The sequence below is a fragment of the Parvularcula marina genome (assembly GCF_003399445.1).
Taxonomy (GTDB): domain Bacteria; phylum Pseudomonadota; class Alphaproteobacteria; order Caulobacterales; family Parvularculaceae; genus Parvularcula; species Parvularcula marina.
In genome coordinates, this window is record NZ_QUQO01000001.1 from 113,315 (window position 1) to 133,112 (window position 19,798).

Here is a 19,798-nt window from a genome sequence, read left to right on the forward strand (position 1 = left end):
TGTGAACTCCTCTGCTCACTGAATATATGGGTCAGGCTTGCGCCGGTTCAAGAGGCTCCGGTTTCTCCTGTTTGGGGAAGAGAAACCGTTGCAGCAGGGTGATGATGGCAGGCAGGCCGATCAGCGTGCCGATCCCGGCAAGCACCAGAATGGCGGAGATGAAGACGCCCACGGTCTTGTAGGGGACGAGTGGTGCCATCAGTAACGGCAGGAAACCCGCGCCGATGACGATCACATTACGCAGGATGGCGCGTGCCGGCTCACCGAACATATAGCCGAGCGTGTCTTTCCAGTTGCCATAGCGGGTGAAGGATTCCTTCGCACGCGCATTGAAGTGGATCGCATAGTCGATCGCGAGACCCAGCGAGAGTGAGGACAGAACCGCAATCGGCATGTCGTAATCCTTCCCGATGATCCCGATTGCGCCATAGATCATGGCGATGGTCACCGTCAGCGGCGCCATGGAAATCAGCCCCCAGAGCAGTGAGCGGAACATGACCACCATGATGATCAGAACAATGATGAAGCTGCCGAGGAAGGATTTAAGCATCCCGGCGACCATCTTCGCCTGCCACACCGTGTTGATATAGGTGAGGCCGAACCAGTCGTGGGTCAGGCCGACTTCCTCACCATGCTCATCCATATAGGCAGCCACGGCGTGGACGACTTCATTCATGTCCTTGTTGTCACCGCTTTTGAGCTGCACCCAGATATTGAGGGTCCGGTAGTCCGGGGTCACCATTTTATAGAGATCGCCCGGACGGTGGGAGTTCTCGAAAGTGACGAGGGTCTGGGCAACGCCGGCGACACTTTCCGGGATGCGGCATTCGGCTTCCTCGCCGCCGAGCAGTTCGCGGTGCACGGTCTTGACGATATCGGGGACGGCGTTGGATTTGCCGACATAGCCTGAGGCGAGGAGGTGCGCCTGCAGCCCTTCAACGAAATGCAGCATGTCGGGGCGTTTGAAGACTTCCTCCGGTAGGCGGACAGAATCGATGGCGACGACGACATCGTCCCAGGCGACCCAGATATCATCATCTTCGGCGGCATCGCGCGCGGCACTGGCCCAGTCCGTCAGATCGGTGATGATCGCCTCGCGGCTTGCATCCCCGCCGGTGATCGTTCCAAGGCGTTGAGCTGCGGCATCTGCCTGTTCCGTGCCCAGCGCATCGAGCTGGGTCTTCAGCCGGGTGGCCATGATGTCCATCGTCTCCTCGGCGACGGTCGGCGTCAGGGTCAGATAGGCCATATAGGTCCCGGCAAAGCGTTCATTGAGCGCAATGTCGGCCTTGCGGATCTCATGGTTCAGGGAGAACCATTTGACCGGGTTGTCATTGATCTGGATACGGCTGATCCCATAGCCCGCGACAACAAACCCTGCGACGAAGAGGATGATGATCAGCCGCGCATGGGTGAAGGAGACCCGGCCGATCATCCGCAAGAAGGCGGAGAGGGGGGATTTGTATTGCGGGCCCTCGACCGCGCCCTTCATGCCGAAATTCTCGAAGGCTTTCTCCGGCATCAGCATGATATAGGCGGGCACCATGGTCACGGTGGCGAGCCAGGCGAAGAACACGCCGAGCGCCACGAAGATCCCGAAAATCTGCACAGGCGGGATCGGGGTCAGGGCCAGCGAGGCAAAACCGGCACAGGTCGTCACGGTGGTGATGACCATCGGCCACCACAGCTCTTTCATCGTATGACGGAGCGTTTTCTTGCGGTCCTTGAATTGCGGATAGAGGTCGAAGAAGTCCGACAGGATATGCACCGCATCAAGGACGGCAATTGGCATCACGAAGATGGGGATCATCGAGCTCATGATGTGTACGGTGTTTCCCGTCGCAACCAGCAGGCCCATCGCGCCGATAACCGCGACCATGGCGACCAGCATCGGTGCGATGATCAGCTGCACCTTGCGGAAGAACAGCCACATCAGGATGAAGATGAGCAGCATCGCGGCAGGGGCGGAGATCGCCATCTGCTTGAACATCTCCTTGCCGAACTGGTCCTGCGCGATGGGCAGGCCGGTAATGTGCCAGGTGGCGGCTGAATCGAATTCGGCGATCTTTGTGCGCAGCTCGCTCGCCACGCGATAGCTCATGTCTTTCGAGGTAATCGGCAGGTAAAGCGCGATGGCCTTGCCGTCTTCTGAGACGAGCGTGCCGTTCAGTGTCGGGATGTTCTGGGCTTTCTCGCGAATGGCGATGGCGTCTTCGGCCGTCTCCGGTGGCGCAGACATGAGATATGAGAAGCTGACAGAGCCAAGGCCCGCCTGCTCGATAGAGTCCACATTGGAGGGCGCAATGATATCAGCGGGAACGACGCCGCGCGTCTCGCCATCTTCTTCCCAGCGCAGCGTGCCCGCGAATTTAGTCAGCTCATAGATCTCCGTCAGCGTCTCTACATTGAAGACGCCTTCGGGATTTTCGGGCTCCACAACACCGACAACGACGAAATCGTTGAGCCCGAAATTTGCCTTCATGTCATTGTGATAGACACGGACCGGTTCGTCCGGGGACAGCATGTTCTCCGGGTCCGTATCAATCTTGAGCCCGTTGAGGAACGGCATGGCCCCGGGGGCCAGCGTCGGCAGTGCCACCAGCGCGATCATGAACAGGCTGAAAAGCCCATAGGCCCACATCAGGGCGCCGGGTTTCTTGGTGGCATTCTCGACGATCGGATTCATCGCATGGGCTCCGGAAAAGAGAGGGGGTTATTTAAAAGCGCAGCCTGAATTGAGGCCCATGGCCTTGAAGATCATCGCTGCGGGGCAAAAGCCGGTGAAGGCCGCCTGCAGCATGTTCAGGCCGACAAAGCCGGTCAGAAACAGCCAGTACGGATGAGCCGTCAGGCTCAGCGCAATGCTCACCAGAATCATGGTGCCAGCGAGGGCGAAAACGGCGCGGTCGATATTCATGTCTAATCTCCAGATTGTGCACTTATATATACGGATATTCGCATATATAAGTCAAATTTTTTTATCAGGCCGTGGCCCCAACTTTGCGGCGTGCGGGCTTAGCGGCACCATTTTCGCTGCAGAACATGCCGTGCAGGATCTCGACGACCTGACGCGCGCCGTCATTGGCCAGCGAGTAATAGACCGTCTGGGCTTCCTTGCGGGTCTTCACGATGCCTTCCATGCGGAGGAGGGCGAGTTGCTGGGACATGGTGCTCTGGCGCACATCAAGGGATTCACATAGCTCCCCGACACTCATCTCGCCGGAAATCAGCTGACACACGATCATCAACCGCTTCTCATTGGCGAGAGAGCGGAGGAAATCGGCGGCGTCGCCGGCGGATTGCTGCATGTCCTCTATATTCATGATTGCGGATATACAGATAAACGGCTATGTTGTCAAGGTCACCAAACGCCGCCACACGCGGCAATCCCCAACTATATAGGAGACTCCCATGCGCGATCTATCCCCCGCCGAGATAAAGGCTGGCATGGCTGATGGAAAAATCATGCTGATCGATGTCAGGGAGCCGCATGAATTCAGCGAATCGAGGATCGCAGGGGCGTTCAATTTCCCGTTATCGACCTTTGACCCGCTGGCCCTGCCGGTCTCTGGAGACCGCCAGATCGTCTTTCACTGCGGCACGGGCAAGCGCTCCGGCATGGCGCTCGACCAGTGCCAGCAGGAGGGAGTGGCGGTCACCTCGCATATGGCGGGCGGCATTCAGGCCTGGCGCAAGGACGGTCTAAAAGTGATCGCCGTTGATCCCTCGACGGGGCAGCTCAAGGAAATCTGAGGCGTCCAACAGCGGTACAAAAAAAGGGCGGCATATGCCGACCTTCTTCTTTTGGGGAGAATGCTCAGCCCTCTGAGAGCTGGGATTTCTCTTCTTTCTTGGTCTTGGTGATGCCGAGCAGGTCGAGCGTCACGCGCTCATAGAAAGGCTCGCTAACCCCGCGGCGGATCTTGCCGACGAAATATTTCTCGAAGGCCGCCTTGGCCCAGTGAACCCATTTGCCGCTGGCCGCCCAGTTGACGTTGCGCGGCGGGATCTGCGGCATGGCGACAAAGGCGACACCGCCATCGCCAAAATCAGCAATACAGACGGCATTCCATGTTGCCTCGGCATCGGGTTTCTTGGCGTCGAGCAGGCGGCGGATATTGTGCGCGGTCGCCCGCACCATGCTCTCGATCATGAAGCCGGTTTTCGGCACCCCGACGGGCACGGCATATTGACCGACGGGCGGGATGGCAACGCAGACGCCGACCGAGAAAATGTTCGGAAAGGCAGCATTCTGCTGGGCTTCATCGACCGTGACGAAGCCGCGCGGATTGACGAGACCCTCAATGTCCCGCACCGCCTCAATGCCCCGGAAGGCCGGCAGCATCATGGAGAAATTTTGCGGCAATTCGTGAACCTTCTTCACACTGCCATCATCATCCATTTCCTCAACAACGACCATGTCGGGCAGGAATTTCTGTATACGGGCACTGGTGATGAATTTGATATGCCGCTCACGCAGCTCGCTTTCGAGCATGCCCTTGGTATCGCCGACCCCGTCGAGACCCAGATGCCCGATATAGGGCTCCGAGGTGACAAAGGTCATCGGCACCTTGTCGCGGATCTTCCGCTTACGGAGGTCGGTATCGAGAATGAAGGCATACTCATAGGCCGGCCCGAAACAGGACGCGCCCTGTACCGCGCCGACAACGATGGGTCCCGGATCTTTGACAAAGTCCTCCCACGCTTTGGAGGCTTCGAGTGCATGGGGCGTTGTACAGACCGAATGGGTGTGGCCGCCATGAGGCCCGAGGCCCTCGATCTCGTCAAAAGCCAGCTCCGGCCCGGTCGCGATCACTAGATAATCATAGTCGATCATCCGGCCGTCATCGAGTTCGACGGCGTTCTGCTCGGGCCGTACTTTTTTGGCACGGCAATGGATGAAGTCGATTTTCTTCTTTTTGAAGACGGGCTCCAGCTCGACCTGGATCTGGTCTGGCTTGCGCCAGTCGACAGCCACCCAGGGATTGGACGGGGTGAAGGAGAAGACCGGCTGGTCGGAAATGACGGTGACGGTATCTTCCTTGCGGGCCTGCTGGCGCATCTCGAGTGCCATGGGCACGCCGCCAAGTCCGGCACCAAGGACGACAATATGGGCCATTGGATGACCTCCCTTTCTTGCCGCCATGAGGTGTCGCCGCCATGGCGGGGTGATTTACTGATCATGTAAATCACAAAATACAAATATACAAGAAAGCGAATGCATAAAGTTCAGATCAGCCCTGTCAAGGCAAAGGGCGATTCAAAAGAAGTGGGGAGTTACGCTGTTTCCGGCCAGGCGGGATGACCCTTGGGCAGGATCGCGCCTTTCTCACAGATGACGGCGCCGGCAAGGCGGTGACCTGCAAGGGCGGCTTCCTCAGGGGGCAGACCTTTTATTCGTGCGGTCAGATAACCGGCATTAAAGCTGTCCCCGGCGCCTGTCGTATCAACCGGGCGGATCTTCTCGGCTGGTTTCACCCAGCCGCCGCTTGAGAGATAGGCGCCATTGCCGCCATCTTTGACGGTGACTTCTCTTGCGCCCAGATCCTGATATTTGGTCGATGCCGTCTCTGGATCTTTCGTGCCGTAGAGGGCTTCGACATCCTCGAAAGTCGGCAGGCAGATCGTTGCGAGCTGGGACGCCTTGTCGAGAACGGCATGGGCCGTCTGGCTGTCGGGCCAACCGCGCGGCCGGTAATTGAGATCGAAAATGACCTCACCGCCATTATCGCGCACGGTTTTGAGAACATCGAACAGTCTTGCCCGATCGTCCGGCCCGTAAAGGGAGAGTGAGATCCCGCTGAGATAGACTGCCGGTGCTTTCGCCATCGCGTCCAGCGCGTTCTCAGCGCCGGGGGCGGAGAAAAAGGCGCGCGCGGCGCTGTCATTGCGCCAATAGGTAAAGGTGCGCTCACCTTCATCATCGAGCGAGATCGCATAAAGCCCGGCATTGCGGCCCGGTGCGGTCAGCACGTGAGAGGTGTCGATACCTTCATCCTGCAGCGCTTCTCTGATCCGTTCACTGAAGGGATCCTCGCCGAGCGCTGTAAGATAAGAGACCGGCACACCGGCTCGGGCCAGATAAACAGCCGTGTTGAACGTATCGCCCGCCACGCCGACCTGCGCGGTTTTCCCGTCAAGGCCGGAAAGCTCGATCATGGCTTCGCCGATGATGAAGACGGGGGCGGGGATCGCAGTCATGACAGGGCTCCTGCGGCGGCCTGTGGACCATCGGTCATCAGGCGCTGCAATTGGGTAAGGACGGTGCCGGCAAAGCCGAGGTCACGGGAGAGATCATCCCCGAAAACCTCCCCGAGGCTTAGAAAACCCTGCAGCAGGCTGTCTACCCCTGATGAAGCGGAGGCGATTTCCGCAAAACGCGCGCTGAGCGGGTCGCGGACATCGATCTTCTCGCCGTGGATCGTCCGTCCACGGGCATAGGCGATCCATGCCGCCACCGCGAGGGCGAGCCGATCATAGGGAAGACCCATCTTCTGCCGGTCACGGATCGTATCAAGTAGGCGCTGGGGCAGTTTCTGGCTGCCATCCATGGCGATCTGCCATGTCCGGTGACGCAAAGCGGAATTGAGGAACCTCTCGCGCAGCGCTTCGGTATAGGATGGGAGGGATACGCCGGCGGGGGGCGTCACCGTGGGCAGGATCTCTTCATCCATCAGCAGGGTGATGAAGGGCGACAGATCAACATCGTCCATCACCTGATGGACGTAGTCATAGCCCGAAAGATAGCCGAGATAGGCAATCGCGGAATGCGGACCATTCAGCAGACGGAGCTTGGCTGTCTCGAAAGCCGCGACATCCTCAACGATCTGCGCGCCCGCGGCTTCCCATTGCGGACGGTCAGCGGCGAATTTGTTCTCGATCACCCATTGGCGGAAGGGCTCGGCCTTCACATGGGCGTCATCACGCAGCCTGATGGCTTCTGCTGTTTCGGTGATGTCCTCGGGCGTCGTTGCAGGGACGATCCGGTCGACCATGGTGTCGGGGAAAGCGCCTTCGCGCTCAATCCAGGCGGCAAAGTCCCGGTCGATCCGTCCGGCATATTGCAGCACCGCTTCGCGGACGCGCGCGCCGTTCGACGGCAGATTGTCACAGGAGATGATCGTGAAAGGGAGAGCGCTCGCCGCATATCGGATGCGTAAAGCTGCTGCCAGATAGCCGATGGCCGATCGCGGGGCCTCAGGCGTCTGGAGATCCGCCGCGATATCGGGATCTTCCGTCTTCAGACGGCCCGTTGCGGGGTCAAGAGCATAGCCCTTCTCGGTAATCGTCAGGGTAACGGCGCAGACCTCCGGGGCGGCGAGCGCGGCGAGCGCTGCCTCTGGCGCTTCGGGCGCTGTGATCATGCGCATCATGTTGCTGATCAGCCGGTAGGAGATGCGCTCTCCATCCATTGTGCCGACCGTGTAAAGATGATCCTGCGGGGCGAGCTGTGACGCCGCCGTCGGGGATCTCAACGAGATGCCGGTCGTGCCCCATTCGCCTGCCTCGCGCTCATTGGTCTCCTCGGTATAGACCGCCTGATGGGCACGGTGGAACGCGCCGACCCCCAGATGAACGAGCCGGGGGCGCAGGGCCGCGCGGTCGTAACCGGGCGTTTTGACGATATAGGACAGCTCATTGAGAGTGTCCGAAGAGAGCCGTTTCATGGTCATCCAAGCAGTCCGGGCAGCGTCAGCGACAGGGCAGGAATGAATGCCGTTAGCAGGAGTGCGATGATCAAGGCCAGATAGAAGGGCCAGATCGTCTTGACCGTGTCCTCTATCCTGATCTTGCCGATGGCGGCGGCCACGAACAGCACCGCACCGACCGGCGGGGTGACGAGCCCGATGCCGAGCGCCAGCATCAGGACGATGCCGAAATGGACGGGGTCATATCCAAAACTGATCATCAGCGGCAGGAAGATCGGCGTTGTAATGATGATCAGCGGCGCCATGTCCATGAACGTGCCAAGAACAAGAAGCGCGGCGAGCACCATCAGCATGACGATAACGGGATTGTCGGTGACGCTGGTGACAAAGCCAGCCAGTGCGGAGGGCGCCTCCAGGAGGGCGAGGAGCCAACCGAATGCCGCCGCTGAGCCGATGATCAACATGACCATGGCGGTGGTCCTGACCGATCCCGCAATGGCCAGCCCGAGCTGTTTTGAGCCCAGCGTGCGGTAGCCGAAAATCCCGACAAGGAGGGTATAGAAGATCGCAACGGCGGAGCTTTCCGTCGGGGTGAAGATCCCCGCAAGGATGCCGACGACGATGATCACCGCGGTCATCAGGCCCGGCACGGCGGCGATGGCGGCGAGGATAAAGGCGCGCCAGCCGGGGAAGGTACCCTTGGGATAGCCGCGCTTGCGGGCGACCAGCCATGAGGTGATGCCGAGGATGATCCCGGCCATCACGCCGGGGACGATCCCGGCGACAAAGAGCTCACCGATGGAAATGCCGATCCCAGCGGACGCAGCATAGATGATCATGTTATGCGAGGGCGGAATGATCAGCCCAAGGATGGCCGCCGTGCAGGTGACATTGACGGCGTAATCGCGGTCATATCCCTTCTCGACCATCATCGGGGTGAGGGCGGAGCCGAGCGCCGAAACCGACGCAATCGCCGAACCCGAGACCGCGCCGAACAGCATGGACGCGCCGACATCGACCTGACCGAGCCCGCCCCTTGTGCCGCCAAGTGCCGCATCGGCGAGCCGCACGAGTTTCTCGGCGATCCCGGCGCGGTACATGAGGTCGCCTGCGAAGATGAAGAACGGGATCGCCATCAAGGAGAAGACATTCATGCCCGACGCCATCTGCTGGACGGCGATGACGGGCGCGATATCGAGATAGAAGAAGGTGAGCACCGACGCGGCGAACAGCGCGAAGGCCACCGGCACGCCGATGATTAGGAACAGGGCGAGGCAACCGAAGAGAATGATCAGGGCCATGACGGGGTCACCTCCCGCCCGCGGAAGATCGCGATCAAATGTTCAAGCACGAAGCCGGTGATGAGCACGCCGGCAATCGGCATGGGCAGCATGGCGGAACCTCTGGGCACGCCGAGCGTAGGGATCGTGAAATCCCAGAGCCTCACGACCAGATTGGCGCCATAGATCACAAGGAAGACGCCGATAGCGCCAGTGATCAGGTGAGCAACGATCAGCGGGATCACGCGGTGCTTACCGAGCGCATCCTGAAAGGCGGTCATGCGAATATGGAAATTCTCTCGTACCCCGGCGGCCCCGCCGAACAGGATCGTCCATATAAGGATGTATAATGCCGCCTGTTCGGACCATGACGGGCTCGAATTAAGAACATAGCGCGCAAAGACCTGCCACAGGATGATGGCTGTCATCGCGCAAAGGCCGATCCCGGCGAGCCACATGCAGGCAAGCGAGAGGAGCCGCGACATCCGCGCGACAGGGCCTTCGGTGGGAAGGGGTTCAGACACCGGGCACCTCCATTGCCTGAATTTCCTCGACCAGCGGGCGCAGTTTGGAGCTGACGAAGCGGTCATAGACCGGCTGCATCTTTTCCTGGAACGGCGCCTTGTCGACCGGGTCGACGAGTTCAATGCCACCCGCCATCACGATCTCTTTTGATTTCTCGACGCGCGCATCCCAGATGTCGCGCATGACGGGCACGGACTCGCGGGCGATCCGCCGGAACAGCTCCTGATCATCCTCGCTCAGCTTCTCCCAGCGCCGTAGCGACATGACGAGCACTTCCGGCGCCATGATATGTTCCGTCCGGGAATAATAGGGCGCCGCCTCGAAATGACGGGTCGTCTCATAGGAGGGCCAGTTGTTCTCCGCGCCATCAATGACGCCTTGAATCAGCCCCTGATAGACTTCTGCGAAACTCATCGGTGTCGCATTCGCGCCCAGCGCTTCGACCATCGAGACATAGAGATCTGAATTCTGCACCCGGATCTTCATGCCGCCAAGATCGTCGGGGGTCAGGACCGGGCGCTTGGCGTTATAGAAACTGCGCGCGCCTGAATCATAATAGCAGAGCCCGACAAGCCCCTTGGGCCGGAGCGCATCAAGGATCTTCTGCCCCGGTGCGCCATCGACGGCGGCACGCATATGGTCAATCGACCGGAAGACAAAGGGCAAAGCGGGGACGAGCGTTTCCTCCGCAATCGGATTGAGGGGTGCCGTGTTCACCCGATTGACATCGAGCCCGCCGAACACGGTGATTTCCAGCGTGTCCCGCTCGCGGCCAAGCTGGGCGCCCGCATAGATCCGCATGGCGAGCCGGCCAGCCGTTTCCTCCTCCAGCCGCTTGGCGATGAATTCGAGCGCCTTGACGGTCGGGTAATCCGCCGGTTGTGCATCCGCCGCAAACAGCGGGCGCTCGGCCTTGGCGCAGGAGGAGAGCCCTGCGGCCCCAAGACCGGCGATGGCGGCTTGCGTGAACTGGCGGCGGCTGAGGGTCACGAGAATTTATAGGCTTCCTTGGCGAGCCGGTAGGCAAGGTCATGCGCGACCTCATGTGCCTCGTCTTCAGGCAGGCGATGTTCAGCGACGAGTTGCGCAAGGAAGACGCAATCCATCCGCCGCGCGACATCGTGCCGGGCCGGGATCGAGAGAAACGCCCGCGTGTCGTCATTGAAGCCGGCGGTGTTGTAGAAGCCAGCCGTCTCGGTCGTCCGTTCACGGAATCGCCGCATCCCTTCGGGGCTGTCGTGGAACCACCAGGGCGGCCCAAGTTTCAGAGCCGGATAATGCCCGGCAAGCGGTGCCAGCTCCCGCGAATAGACATCTTCATCGAGCGTGAAGAGGATGATGTTGAGATCCGGCTCATTCCCCACCGCTTCGAGTAGCGGCGAGAGCGCCTCGACATATTCCGACGGGGCCGGAATATCTGCGCCCTTGTCCCGTCCGAATGTGTCAAAAAGCGGCAAATTGTGATTGCGGTGCACGCCCGGATGGATCTGCATGACGAGGCCATCTTCAAGGCTCATCCGTGCCATTTCGGTCAGCATCTGCCCCCGGAAGAGGTCAGCGTCATCTGCCTCAAGATCACCTGAGACAACACGTGTGAACAGCGCGCGCTTGTCCGCTTCGGAGAGATTGGCCGTGCGCGCGGTGCGGTGCCCGTGATCGGTCGCAGTCGCGCCGCCCTTTTCCTTGAAATATTCCCGCCGCTGGCGATGGGCATTGAGATACCCCTCCCAGCTCATGACATCCTCGCCGGTCAGCTCGCCAAATGCCGCAAGGCTTTCGGTGAAGGCTTCGTGCTCTGGGTCAATGACCGTATCGGGACGATAGGTCGTGACGACCCGGCCATCCCAGTCATCCTCCATGATCGTCTGGTGATGGGTGAGGGGATCGAGTGCGCCTTCGGTCGTCGCGATGATCTCGATATTAAACTGCTCGAACAGTGCACGGGGGCGGAACGCATCTGTGGTCAGCTTCTCTGCCATCACATCATAATAGTGATCGGCGGTGTCGACGGTCAGCAGCGCCTCGAACCCGAAGACTTCCGAGAAGACCCAGTCGAGCCACATGCGGGACGGCGTGCCCCGGAAAAGGTGATAATTCTCGGCGAAGAGCCGCCAGATTTTCCGCCCGTCCGTCTCAACGGGGCTGCCATCCACCGTCGGGATGCCGAGTTTCTCCAGCGGCACGCCCTGGCTATACAGCATACGGAAGACATAGTGATCCGGCACAATGAGAAGCTGCGCCGGGTCGGGAAAGTGCTCATTCAGGGCGAACCATTCGGGGTCCGTATGCCCATGCGGCGAGACAATCGGCAGGTCCTTGACCTGCGCATAAAGGCGCCGGGCGATGTCGCGCTGGGTTGGATCGGCAGAGAAAAGGCGGTCGGGATGTAGAGAGAGTGGAGTGGTCATGGTCCGTCCCTTAGCCTGTTGTCGCGTCAGATGGATCACCTGAAGCAGATTCTTATTGCGGCGATATAAGTGAGCGCTAACACTGGCTGTCAACCGGCAGCAAGACTGAGGAGATATCATGGCGGGCGAAACGGCAGGACAGGGCGGCGCGGGATCCGCGAATGACCGGCAGATCACGGGCGCGAAGGTCATTGTCTGCTCGCCAGGACGGAATTTCGTCACGCTCAAGATCGAGACCAAGAGCGGGGTTACGGGGCTCGGCGATGCGACGCTCAATGGCCGCGAACTCGCTGTCGTTGCCTATCTAGAGGAACATGTGATCCCGAACCTGATCGGCCGCGATGCGGGCCGGATCGAGGATATCTGGCAGTTCCTCTATCGTGGTGCCTATTGGCGGCGGGGGCCGGTGACGATGTCGGCGATTGCTGCTGTGGACACGGCTCTGTGGGATATCAAGGCCAAGATGGCTGGGATGCCGCTGGTCGATCTTCTCGGCGGGCGCAGCCGTGAGGGCGTCCTTGTATACGGCCATGCCAATGGCAAGGACATCGAGGGCACGCTTGATGAAGTGCTGCGCTATAAGGAGATGGGCTATCGCGCGATCCGGGCCCAGTCAGGCGTGCCGGGGCTTGAGAAAGCCTATGGCGTCTCAAAAGACCGGATGTTCTACGAACCCGCCGGCAGTGAACTTCCCGATACGGAAAGCTGGGACACACGGGCCTACCTCAATTTCCTGCCAAAGCTGTTTGACCGCCTGCGCGACAAGCTCGGTTTTGAGATTGCGCTCCTCCATGACGGCCACCACCGCATGACCCCGCAGGAAGCGGCACGTCTCGGCAAATCGCTGGAGCCTTATGATCTCTTCTGGCTGGAGGACGCAACTCCCGCGGAGAACCAGGAAGCCTTCCGCCTTATCCGTCAGCATACGACAACACCGCTCGCCGTGGGGGAGGTTTTCAACACCGTTCATGATTGCCGCGAGCTGATCCAGAACCAGTTGATCGACTATATCCGTACGACTGTCGTTCATGCGGGCGGCATCACCCATCTGCGGCGCATTGCCCATCTGGCGGAACTCTATCAGGTGCGGACGGGCAGCCATGGGGCGACGGACTTGTCGCCGGTCTGCATGGGCGCGGCCCTTCATTTTGACACATGGGTGCCGAATTTCGGCATTCAGGAATATATGCGGCATACGGATCTGACGGACGAGGTCTTCCCGCATGATTACCGTTTTGAGGACGGTTATCTGATTGCCGGTTTAACGCCCGGACATGGCGTCACGATCGATGAGGATTTGGCCGCAAAGCACCCTTACGATCCCAAACAGCTTCCCGTGGCACGCCTGCGCGACGGCACGCTCTGGAACTGGTAAGGGGGAGCCGACTCACGACCTCAGGGAGGAGATGAGATGGCAAGCCCCTACCGGCCGCGCACGGACCTTGAAACGCATGAAGTGACGAACCAGCCGCCACCACGGCTGGACAGCAACGCCTTTGCGGACAATGCCGCGCTGCGCGACGCGCTAAAGGCGGCGGGCGGTGAGGGACATGTGGGCGCGCTGACGGCGTTCGGTGCGAAAACCGATTCGGAAGAGGGGCGGGAGCTGTCCCGTGCGGCGCAGGAGAACCCGCCGAAACTCAAAAGTTTTGACCGCTACGGCCAGCGCCTCGATGAGGTGGAGTTCCATCCTGCCTATCACGAACTGATGCGGTATGGCCTCGAAGGCGGCGTTTCGGCAGCGGCGTGGAATGCGGACGAGGCAGGACATGTTCTTCATGCGTCGCTTCTTTATCTCATGAGCGGGTTGGATGCCGGGGTCTGCTGTCCCATGTCGATGACATATGCTGCGGTGCCGGCCCTGAGGACTGACCCTGATATTGCCGCGCGATGGGAACCGCTCATCCGAGCCGGCAAATATGATGGCCGCTTCCTTCCGGCGGAAGAAAAGACCGGTGTCACCATCGGCATGGCGATGACCGAGAAACAGGGCGGCTCGGATGTCCGTGCCAATACAACGAAGGCGGAGAAAACCGCCGACGGCTATCTGCTCACCGGGCATAAATGGTTCTGCTCCGCGCCGATGAGCGATGCGTTCCTAACGCTTGCCTATGCGCAAGGCGGGCTCACCTGTTTCCTCGTACCGCGCTGGCGGCCGGATGGCACGCGCAATCCCATCCATATCATGCGCCTGAAAGACAAGCTCGGCGATCGCTCGAATGCCTCTTCTGAGATCGAATATCATGGGGCGTGGGCGGAGCGCCTGGGCGAAGAGGGGAAGGGCGTGCGCACCATCATCCAGATGGTCCAGCATACGCGGCTCGACTGTATCGCAGGATCTGCTGGCGGGATGCGTGCGGCGTTCACCGAAGCGGTATGGCACACCGCCTACCGTAGCGCCTTCCAGAAAAAACTCATCGACCAGCCCGCCATGCGCTCGGTTCTCACCGACCTTGCGCTCGAAAGTGAAGCGGCAACGGCCCTGATGATCCGTGTGGCGCGGAGTTTCGACCTCGCCGCCAGCACGCCTCATGAGGCGGCACTGATGCGGATTGCAACGCCCATTGCGAAATACTGGATATGCAAGCGCCAGCCGGGATTTGTCTATGAGGCGCTCGAATGTTTCGGTGGCGTCGGCTATGTCGAGGAAGGCCCGATGCCGCGCCTTTTCCGCCAGTCGCCGCTCAATGCGATCTGGGAGGGCTCGGGAAATGTCATCGCGCTTGATGTCCTGCGCGCTCTGTCCCGCGAGCCCGAGGCGATGGATGCTCTGAGGACGGAGCTTCTGACCGCAAAAGGCGCGCATCCGCTTTATGATGCACATCTTGCGCGGCTGGAGGCCTGGGCGAAGCCTGGCGCTCTGACCGAGACCACGGCCCGCGCCTTTGTCGAGGAACAGGCGCTAGGACTTCAGGCGGCGGCGCTGCATCTTTATGCGACGGAAGAAGTCTTTGCCGGTTTCTGTGCCGCGCGGCTTGATCCCGAAAACCGGCACCTTGCCTATGGCGCGCTGCCGGCAGGCATCAATCAGGACAGAATCATCGCCCGGGCGTTGCCGATCAGCTGACTAGCTCTCGCAGCTTTGCGATATCGTCCGCCCGCGTTTCTATATCGTCACGCTTGGCGGCGGTGCGGAAATCCCGCAATTTCTCTAGCGCCCGGATCAGGACCGGCAAAGGCGGCCCGCTGGCTGTCACCTGCTGGAGGTGTTGATCGCCGAGGTCATCCGATGGGCCTACAATGAATTTCTTAACCAGATTGTCATGGTGCTGACGGGCGGTCTCGGCGAAGAGGTCCGCTACCTTCAGATAGGCGGCGCCTGCGCGTTTGAACCAGTCCGCCTCCGCATGGCCTGCCAGCCCTAAAAGGCTATCGAGCAGGCTGGGGTAGCGCATCGTGTCTTTCAGCTTCGCCTGATCCCCCGGCGTCATGAAAAGGAGCTTGTCGACCAGAAGCTGCGCATAATAGGGGTCGGAAGCCCGCGTCAGCCCAAGCAACAGGTCAAGCTGGTTGATCCCGGCAAAATCGCCCGCATTTGCGCCACGATAGACTTCACGGCCCACACGGTAGGGTTTGTAATAGGGACGTACACAGTAGAAAAACCGGTCCCGGTCGAGATTGTCAAACAGGCCCTGATTGATCTTGATTGCCCGCTCCAATGATTTTGCGGCGCTCTCAAACAGATCAAGCGCCACCATATTACTGACCCCCAGCGGCACGATCCGGGCCAGCGCTTCGGCGGCTTCGGTCAGCGCCAGAATGCCGCGCGTATTCTCATCAATGAACAGGAATTCGTCCTTGAGGGAAGTGTAGCTTTTCCGGACGCCATTCACCGCATAATTATGTGTTGCCAGATGTGCGGTCGCAAAACGTGGCGCCATGCCGATGGTTGCCCCGATATGCAGCGCCAGCGAGCTTGCCTCAGGAAAGGGTGAGCGATCCTCCGTGTCGGGATTGGTCAGCTCATGCCGCCGTAGCGCGCCCATATAGAGCCCGACATTGCCCAGCACGCCGAAGGCTGAGTCGAACCCGTCATCGGTATTCCCCTCGCGCCACAGGGCGACAATATGCTCATGCCCGCCGCGTCGCAGCGCGTCTTTCAGGTCATCGCCAACGCCCGCGACATTAGCTTTGTCACTTTGCGCAAAATAAAGCTCTTCGAGCTGCGTATTCAGCTCAACAAAATCGGTGCGGATCCAGTGATCGAACCGGGCGGCGCTGGCGCCATATTTGGCGGTGGGGATTCCGTGGCTGGTATCTGTCATGCGGCTATGACTAGAACAGCCCGCGCGACGGCGAAAGGTGATCTGACGATGAGTATTGCGGCCGATATCAGGGCGAAGTTCGAAATGCCCGAGGGGATCTATCTCCTCAATCATTCGGTCGGCTGCCTGCCGCGTGCCGCCAGGCGTGCGTTGGAAGATCAATGGTTCGGCCCTTGGGCGGAAAAGGGTAGTGACGGCTGGGGCGAATGGATCGCGGCGGTCGATCATTTCCGCGAAATGGTGGCCCGGCTGATCGGCGCGCAGCCTGATGACATCTGCCCGCAGACGAACCTGTCGGGCGGGCTTTCCAAGATCCTCTGCGCCCTGCCGGTGCGCGAGGACCGCCACAAGATTGTCCTTTGCGAGGAAGATTTTCCGACCGTCGGTTTTGTTGCCGCCGCCGCTGCGCATTTCGGGCTGGAGACGGAGTTCATTCCGCGCGGGGACGCGGCGACCGACCCGGATGTCTGGGCGAAGCATCTGGACGGTGCGCATGTCGCCTTCATCACCCATACATTCTCAAACCGCAGCGCCCGCCTGCCGGTCGCCGAGATCACAAAGCTCGCGCGCGAGCGGGACGTCTACTCGGTCGTCGATGCGGTGCAGGCAAGCGGTGTCATTCCCTATGCGGTCGATGATCTGGGGGCGGACTTCCTGCTTGGCACGTCGGTGAAGTTTCTCTGCGGCGGCTCTGGCGCCGGGTTCCTCTGGGCGACGAAGGACGCAGCGGAGAAATGCAGCCCCGTCGATACAGGCTGGTTCTCGCATGAGAACCCGTTCGAATTCGACATCCGTAATTACCGTGTGGCGCCGGGTGCGCGGCGCTTTTGGGGCGGCACGCCCAGTATCGCGCCCTATGTCGTGGCAGCAACGGGGATCGAAACTCTGCTGCAGTCAGGGGTTGAGGCGATCCACGCGCATAACCAGTCCCTCATCGACCGTCTGCATGAAGGCTTGCCGGACGGCGCGCTGGCCTCTGAGCGCGACAGGGAGCGTCGCGGTAATGCGGTCCTTATCCACGTGGCGGATGCAGGGGAGGCGCTGGAGAAGATGAAGTCACTCTCCATACGAATGGATACAAGGGAAGGGTGCCTTCGGCTCTCGCCGCATCTTTATAACACGATGGAAGAAATGGACCTTGTGCTGGAGGCACTGGGGCCGTTCCTGAAATAGCTATTTGCTCAGACGTGCCTTGGTGCGACCCTCATGCGGCTTGGCCGTGGACGGATCATCCGGCCAGTCATGTTTTGGATACCGCCCGCGCATATCCTTTGCCATGTCACGATAACCCCCGATCCAGAAGCCGGGCAGGTCTTTCGTTACCGCGACCGGCCGTCCGGCCGGCGAGGTGAGGGAGACGGTGAGCGACACCTGTCCCCGAGCAATGGAGGGGTGGTTGGTCAGGCCATAAAATTCCTGCACCCGCGCCTCGATTTGCGGTCCGCCCTCGGCAAGATAGTCAATCGGCAGATCCCGCCCCGCCGGACTGCGAAAACTGAGCGGCGCGAACTGGTCGAGTGCCTGCGACGTCTCCCAGTCGAGAAGTGCTTTGAGCCCATGGCGCAGCTCCCCCGGCGAGAAGCCATCGAGCTTTGCCTTGCCGCCCAGCAGCGGGGGCAGGCAGTCTTCGATCCGTTCAAGGAGGGTTACTTCAGAGAGGGGGCTTTCGCTACCCTGTGCCTGTGCGGCGATGTCGAGCCGCATCAGCGTTTCACGGATCACATCGTATTGCGGCAGGAGAGACAGCCCATGCGCACGCACCGCATCCACCATTGCGCGCACAGCCAGCTCACCCTTGGGCGCCGGCAGTGGCGTCCGGTGCAGAATGATCGCGCCGAGGCGTTTCACCCGCTCAGCCTTGAGCGTGCCGGTGGCTGGATCGAAAGCGGCTTCTTCCAGCGTGACCGGGGAGCCGCAGGCAAAGGCCACTTCCTCCGTCAGCGGAATGGCAGTCAGGATCCGTGAGTGGCCCGCCGCCCCGGCGATCTCGGCGACAGCCAGCCAGTCCGCATTCGCCAGCGGGTCATGGGGGTCGAGCCGGGCGGCGCGGCCATTCGCCATCAGAAAATCGCCTGGCGTGGCACCGCGCCGTCTGGCAATCCGGCCAGGCAGGGCAAGGGCCAGCACGGATCCAGCCTCACTGAGCGGCGCAGGCGATCCCGACGCCCATCGTTCGGCCTGTCTCCGCAACGCCATTGCGCGTGGGGAGCGATCCTGCCGAAAACGAGACAAGCGCTCGCGCAGGTCCGAGGATCGCCCGCCCAGTCCCTGTTCGCTGAGGAGGGCGGCCATTTCTGCGGCCAATGCCCGGTGCTCATCCGTCTCCTGAGCATCGATCAGGGCGGAGAGCGCCGGAGCTAGAGGTCGGGCTGCCATCCGGCGGCCTCTTGATGTCAGGCGGCCTTCGTCATCAATAGCGCCAAGTGCGGAAAGCTCATCTTTCGCGGCCTTCACGCGGCCTTCAGGGGGCGCATCTATCCAGCTCAGACTTTTCGGATCCGCGACGCCCCATTCGGCAAGCGACAGGACAAGACCCGCAAGATCGCTCACGAGGATTTCCGGTGTCGGTGAGGGCGGCAGGCCCCGATTGGCAGGTTCTTCCCATAGCCGGTAGCAGACGCCCGGCGCGGTTCGTCCAGCCCGGCCACGCCGCTGGTCAACATTGGCGAGCGATGCTCGGCGCGTAACCAGCGTCTGGCTCGAGGAGGCGGGATCAAACTCCGGCACCCGCGCGAGCCCCGCATCGATCACCACCGTCACGCCCTCAATCGTCAGCGAGCTTTCGGCAATATCCGTAGAGAGAACGATTTTGCGCGCGCCCTTGGGGGCGGGCGAGACGGCAAGGTCCTGCTCCTTCGGTGACAGCGCCCCATAGAGCGGCGCGACGATGATATCGGGCCCCACATCACCAAGCCGTTCGGCGACGCGGCGGATCTCTCCCTGTCCGGGGAGAAAGCAGAGCAGGCTGCCTGATTGCTCACGCAAAGCCCGGCGAATGGCGCGTTCCATCTGCGGGGCGATATCGCCCTGTTCACGGCCTAGATAGATCGTCTCGACAGGGAACATCTTGCCCTGGCTTTCAATGATCGGCGCATCAAGCGCGCCTGCAGTCCGCGCCGTATCGAGCGTCGCCGACATGACAATGAGCCGCAGATCCTCGCGCAGTCCCTCCTGCACCTCGCGGCCAAGGGCGAGCCCGAGATCAAGATTGAGCCCCCGCTCATGGAATTCATCGAAGAGGACCGCGCTGACCACGGAAAGCTCCGGATCATTGAGCAGGCGGCGGGTGAAGAGCCCGTCCGTGATGACTTCGATCCTTGTACGGTCAGAGACCCGCCGGTCGATCCGGGTCGAAAGCCCGATCGCCTCGCCAACCTTTTCGCCAAGGCTGGCTGCCATCCGCTCGGCGGCCATGCGCGCCGCGATCCGGCGCGGCTCAAGCAGCAATATGCGCCCTGTCACCCAGTCCTCATTCAACAGGTGGAGCGGCACGCGGGTCGTCTTGCCGGCCCCCGGCGGGGCGGCGAGAACCAGCCGGTTTCCTGTCCGCAGGACGCGCGAAATATCGTCCAGCACCTCGTCAATCGGCAGGGGGATTTGCGTCATTGTCGCGCCCCCCGGAATGGGGGTGCAGCGCCGCGCGAAGCGTGCTTATCTCCGCGCCCGGTCAT

The 19,798-nt window shown here is 60.9% G+C and carries 16 protein-coding genes; 4 read left to right on the forward strand and 12 right to left on the reverse strand.

Features of this window, described 5'->3' with window-relative positions; translation table 11 throughout:
- Window positions 1–31 precede the first annotated feature (31 nt).
- The 3 genes from DX908_RS00545 to DX908_RS00555 form a co-directional block, all read right to left on the reverse strand.
- Entirely contained in the window at window positions 32–2,686 is a 2,655-nt protein-coding gene (locus DX908_RS00545; RefSeq protein ID WP_116390531.1) for an efflux RND transporter permease subunit, read from the reverse strand.
- Between the two features lie 27 nt (window positions 2,687–2,713).
- Window positions 2,714–2,917, reverse strand: coding sequence for a YgaP family membrane protein (locus DX908_RS00550; RefSeq protein WP_116390532.1), 204 nt, complete (start codon window positions 2,915–2,917; stop codon window positions 2,714–2,716).
- Window positions 2,918–2,981: 64 nt separating this feature from the next.
- Window positions 2,982–3,323: an ArsR/SmtB family transcription factor gene (locus tag DX908_RS00555; protein WP_116390533.1), complete on the reverse strand. Its 342-nt coding sequence runs from the start codon at window positions 3,321–3,323 to the stop codon at window positions 2,982–2,984.
- An 88-nt stretch (window positions 3,324–3,411) separates the two neighbouring features.
- On the opposite strand from DX908_RS00555, the gene DX908_RS00560 reads away from it, so the two are divergent.
- Window positions 3,412–3,753 (forward strand): rhodanese-like domain-containing protein, encoded by a 342-nt coding sequence (locus DX908_RS00560; RefSeq protein ID WP_116390534.1) that lies wholly within the window; start codon window positions 3,412–3,414, stop codon window positions 3,751–3,753.
- 64 nt (window positions 3,754–3,817) lie between these two features.
- Here DX908_RS00560 and DX908_RS00565 read toward each other — a convergent pair whose 3' ends face one another.
- The 7 genes from DX908_RS00565 to uxaC form a co-directional block, all read right to left on the reverse strand.
- Window positions 3,818–5,119, reverse strand: a complete 1,302-nt coding sequence (locus DX908_RS00565; protein WP_116390535.1) for an NAD(P)/FAD-dependent oxidoreductase — start codon at window positions 5,117–5,119, stop codon at window positions 3,818–3,820.
- A gap of 158 nt (window positions 5,120–5,277) precedes the next feature.
- Complete coding sequence (locus tag DX908_RS00570) at window positions 5,278–6,201, reverse strand: sugar kinase (RefSeq protein WP_116390536.1); 924 nt, start codon at window positions 6,199–6,201, stop codon at window positions 5,278–5,280.
- Window positions 6,198–7,673: a mannitol dehydrogenase family protein gene (locus DX908_RS00575; protein WP_116390537.1), complete on the reverse strand. Its 1,476-nt coding sequence runs from the start codon at window positions 7,671–7,673 to the stop codon at window positions 6,198–6,200. Before DX908_RS00575 ends, DX908_RS00570 begins: the two co-directional genes overlap by 4 nt.
- A complete protein-coding gene (locus DX908_RS00580; RefSeq protein WP_116390538.1) occupies window positions 7,670–8,950 on the reverse strand; it encodes a TRAP transporter large permease in 1,281 nt (426 codons plus the stop codon). The genes DX908_RS00575 and DX908_RS00580 overlap by 4 nt, the downstream gene beginning before the upstream one ends.
- A complete protein-coding gene (locus DX908_RS00585; RefSeq protein WP_199564538.1) occupies window positions 8,941–9,453 on the reverse strand; it encodes a TRAP transporter small permease in 513 nt (170 codons plus the stop codon). Before DX908_RS00585 ends, DX908_RS00580 begins: the two co-directional genes overlap by 10 nt.
- Complete coding sequence (locus DX908_RS00590; protein ID WP_199564539.1) at window positions 9,446–10,444, reverse strand: TRAP transporter substrate-binding protein; 999 nt, start codon at window positions 10,442–10,444, stop codon at window positions 9,446–9,448. The genes DX908_RS00585 and DX908_RS00590 overlap by 8 nt, the downstream gene beginning before the upstream one ends.
- Window positions 10,441–11,862 (reverse strand): glucuronate isomerase, encoded by a 1,422-nt coding sequence (uxaC, locus tag DX908_RS00595; protein ID WP_116390539.1) that lies wholly within the window; start codon window positions 11,860–11,862, stop codon window positions 10,441–10,443. The genes DX908_RS00590 and uxaC overlap by 4 nt, the downstream gene beginning before the upstream one ends.
- Before the next feature lie 118 nt (window positions 11,863–11,980).
- Here uxaC and manD point away from each other — a divergent pair, with 118 nt between their 5' ends.
- Both manD and DX908_RS00605 read left to right on the forward strand, forming a co-directional pair.
- A complete protein-coding gene (gene manD, locus DX908_RS00600; protein WP_116390540.1) occupies window positions 11,981–13,237 on the forward strand; it encodes a D-mannonate dehydratase ManD in 1,257 nt (418 codons plus the stop codon).
- A 36-nt stretch (window positions 13,238–13,273) separates the two neighbouring features.
- Window positions 13,274–14,929, forward strand: a complete 1,656-nt coding sequence (locus DX908_RS00605) for an acyl-CoA dehydrogenase family protein (protein WP_116390541.1) — start codon at window positions 13,274–13,276, stop codon at window positions 14,927–14,929.
- Here DX908_RS00605 and DX908_RS00610 read toward each other — a convergent pair.
- Window positions 14,922–16,127 (reverse strand): PrnB family protein, encoded by a 1,206-nt coding sequence (locus tag DX908_RS00610; RefSeq protein ID WP_116390542.1) that lies wholly within the window; start codon window positions 16,125–16,127, stop codon window positions 14,922–14,924. The genes DX908_RS00605 and DX908_RS00610 overlap by 8 nt on opposite strands.
- Window positions 16,128–16,175: 48 nt before the next feature.
- Between DX908_RS00610 and DX908_RS00615 the strand changes: the two genes are divergently transcribed.
- Window positions 16,176–17,300: an aminotransferase class V-fold PLP-dependent enzyme gene (locus DX908_RS00615; protein WP_233508608.1), complete on the forward strand. Its 1,125-nt coding sequence runs from the start codon at window positions 16,176–16,178 to the stop codon at window positions 17,298–17,300.
- On the opposite strand, the gene hrpB is transcribed toward DX908_RS00615, so the two are convergent.
- Window positions 17,301–19,733, reverse strand: a complete 2,433-nt coding sequence (gene hrpB, locus DX908_RS00620) for an ATP-dependent helicase HrpB (RefSeq protein WP_116390544.1) — start codon at window positions 19,731–19,733, stop codon at window positions 17,301–17,303.
- Window positions 19,734–19,798 lie beyond the last annotated feature (65 nt).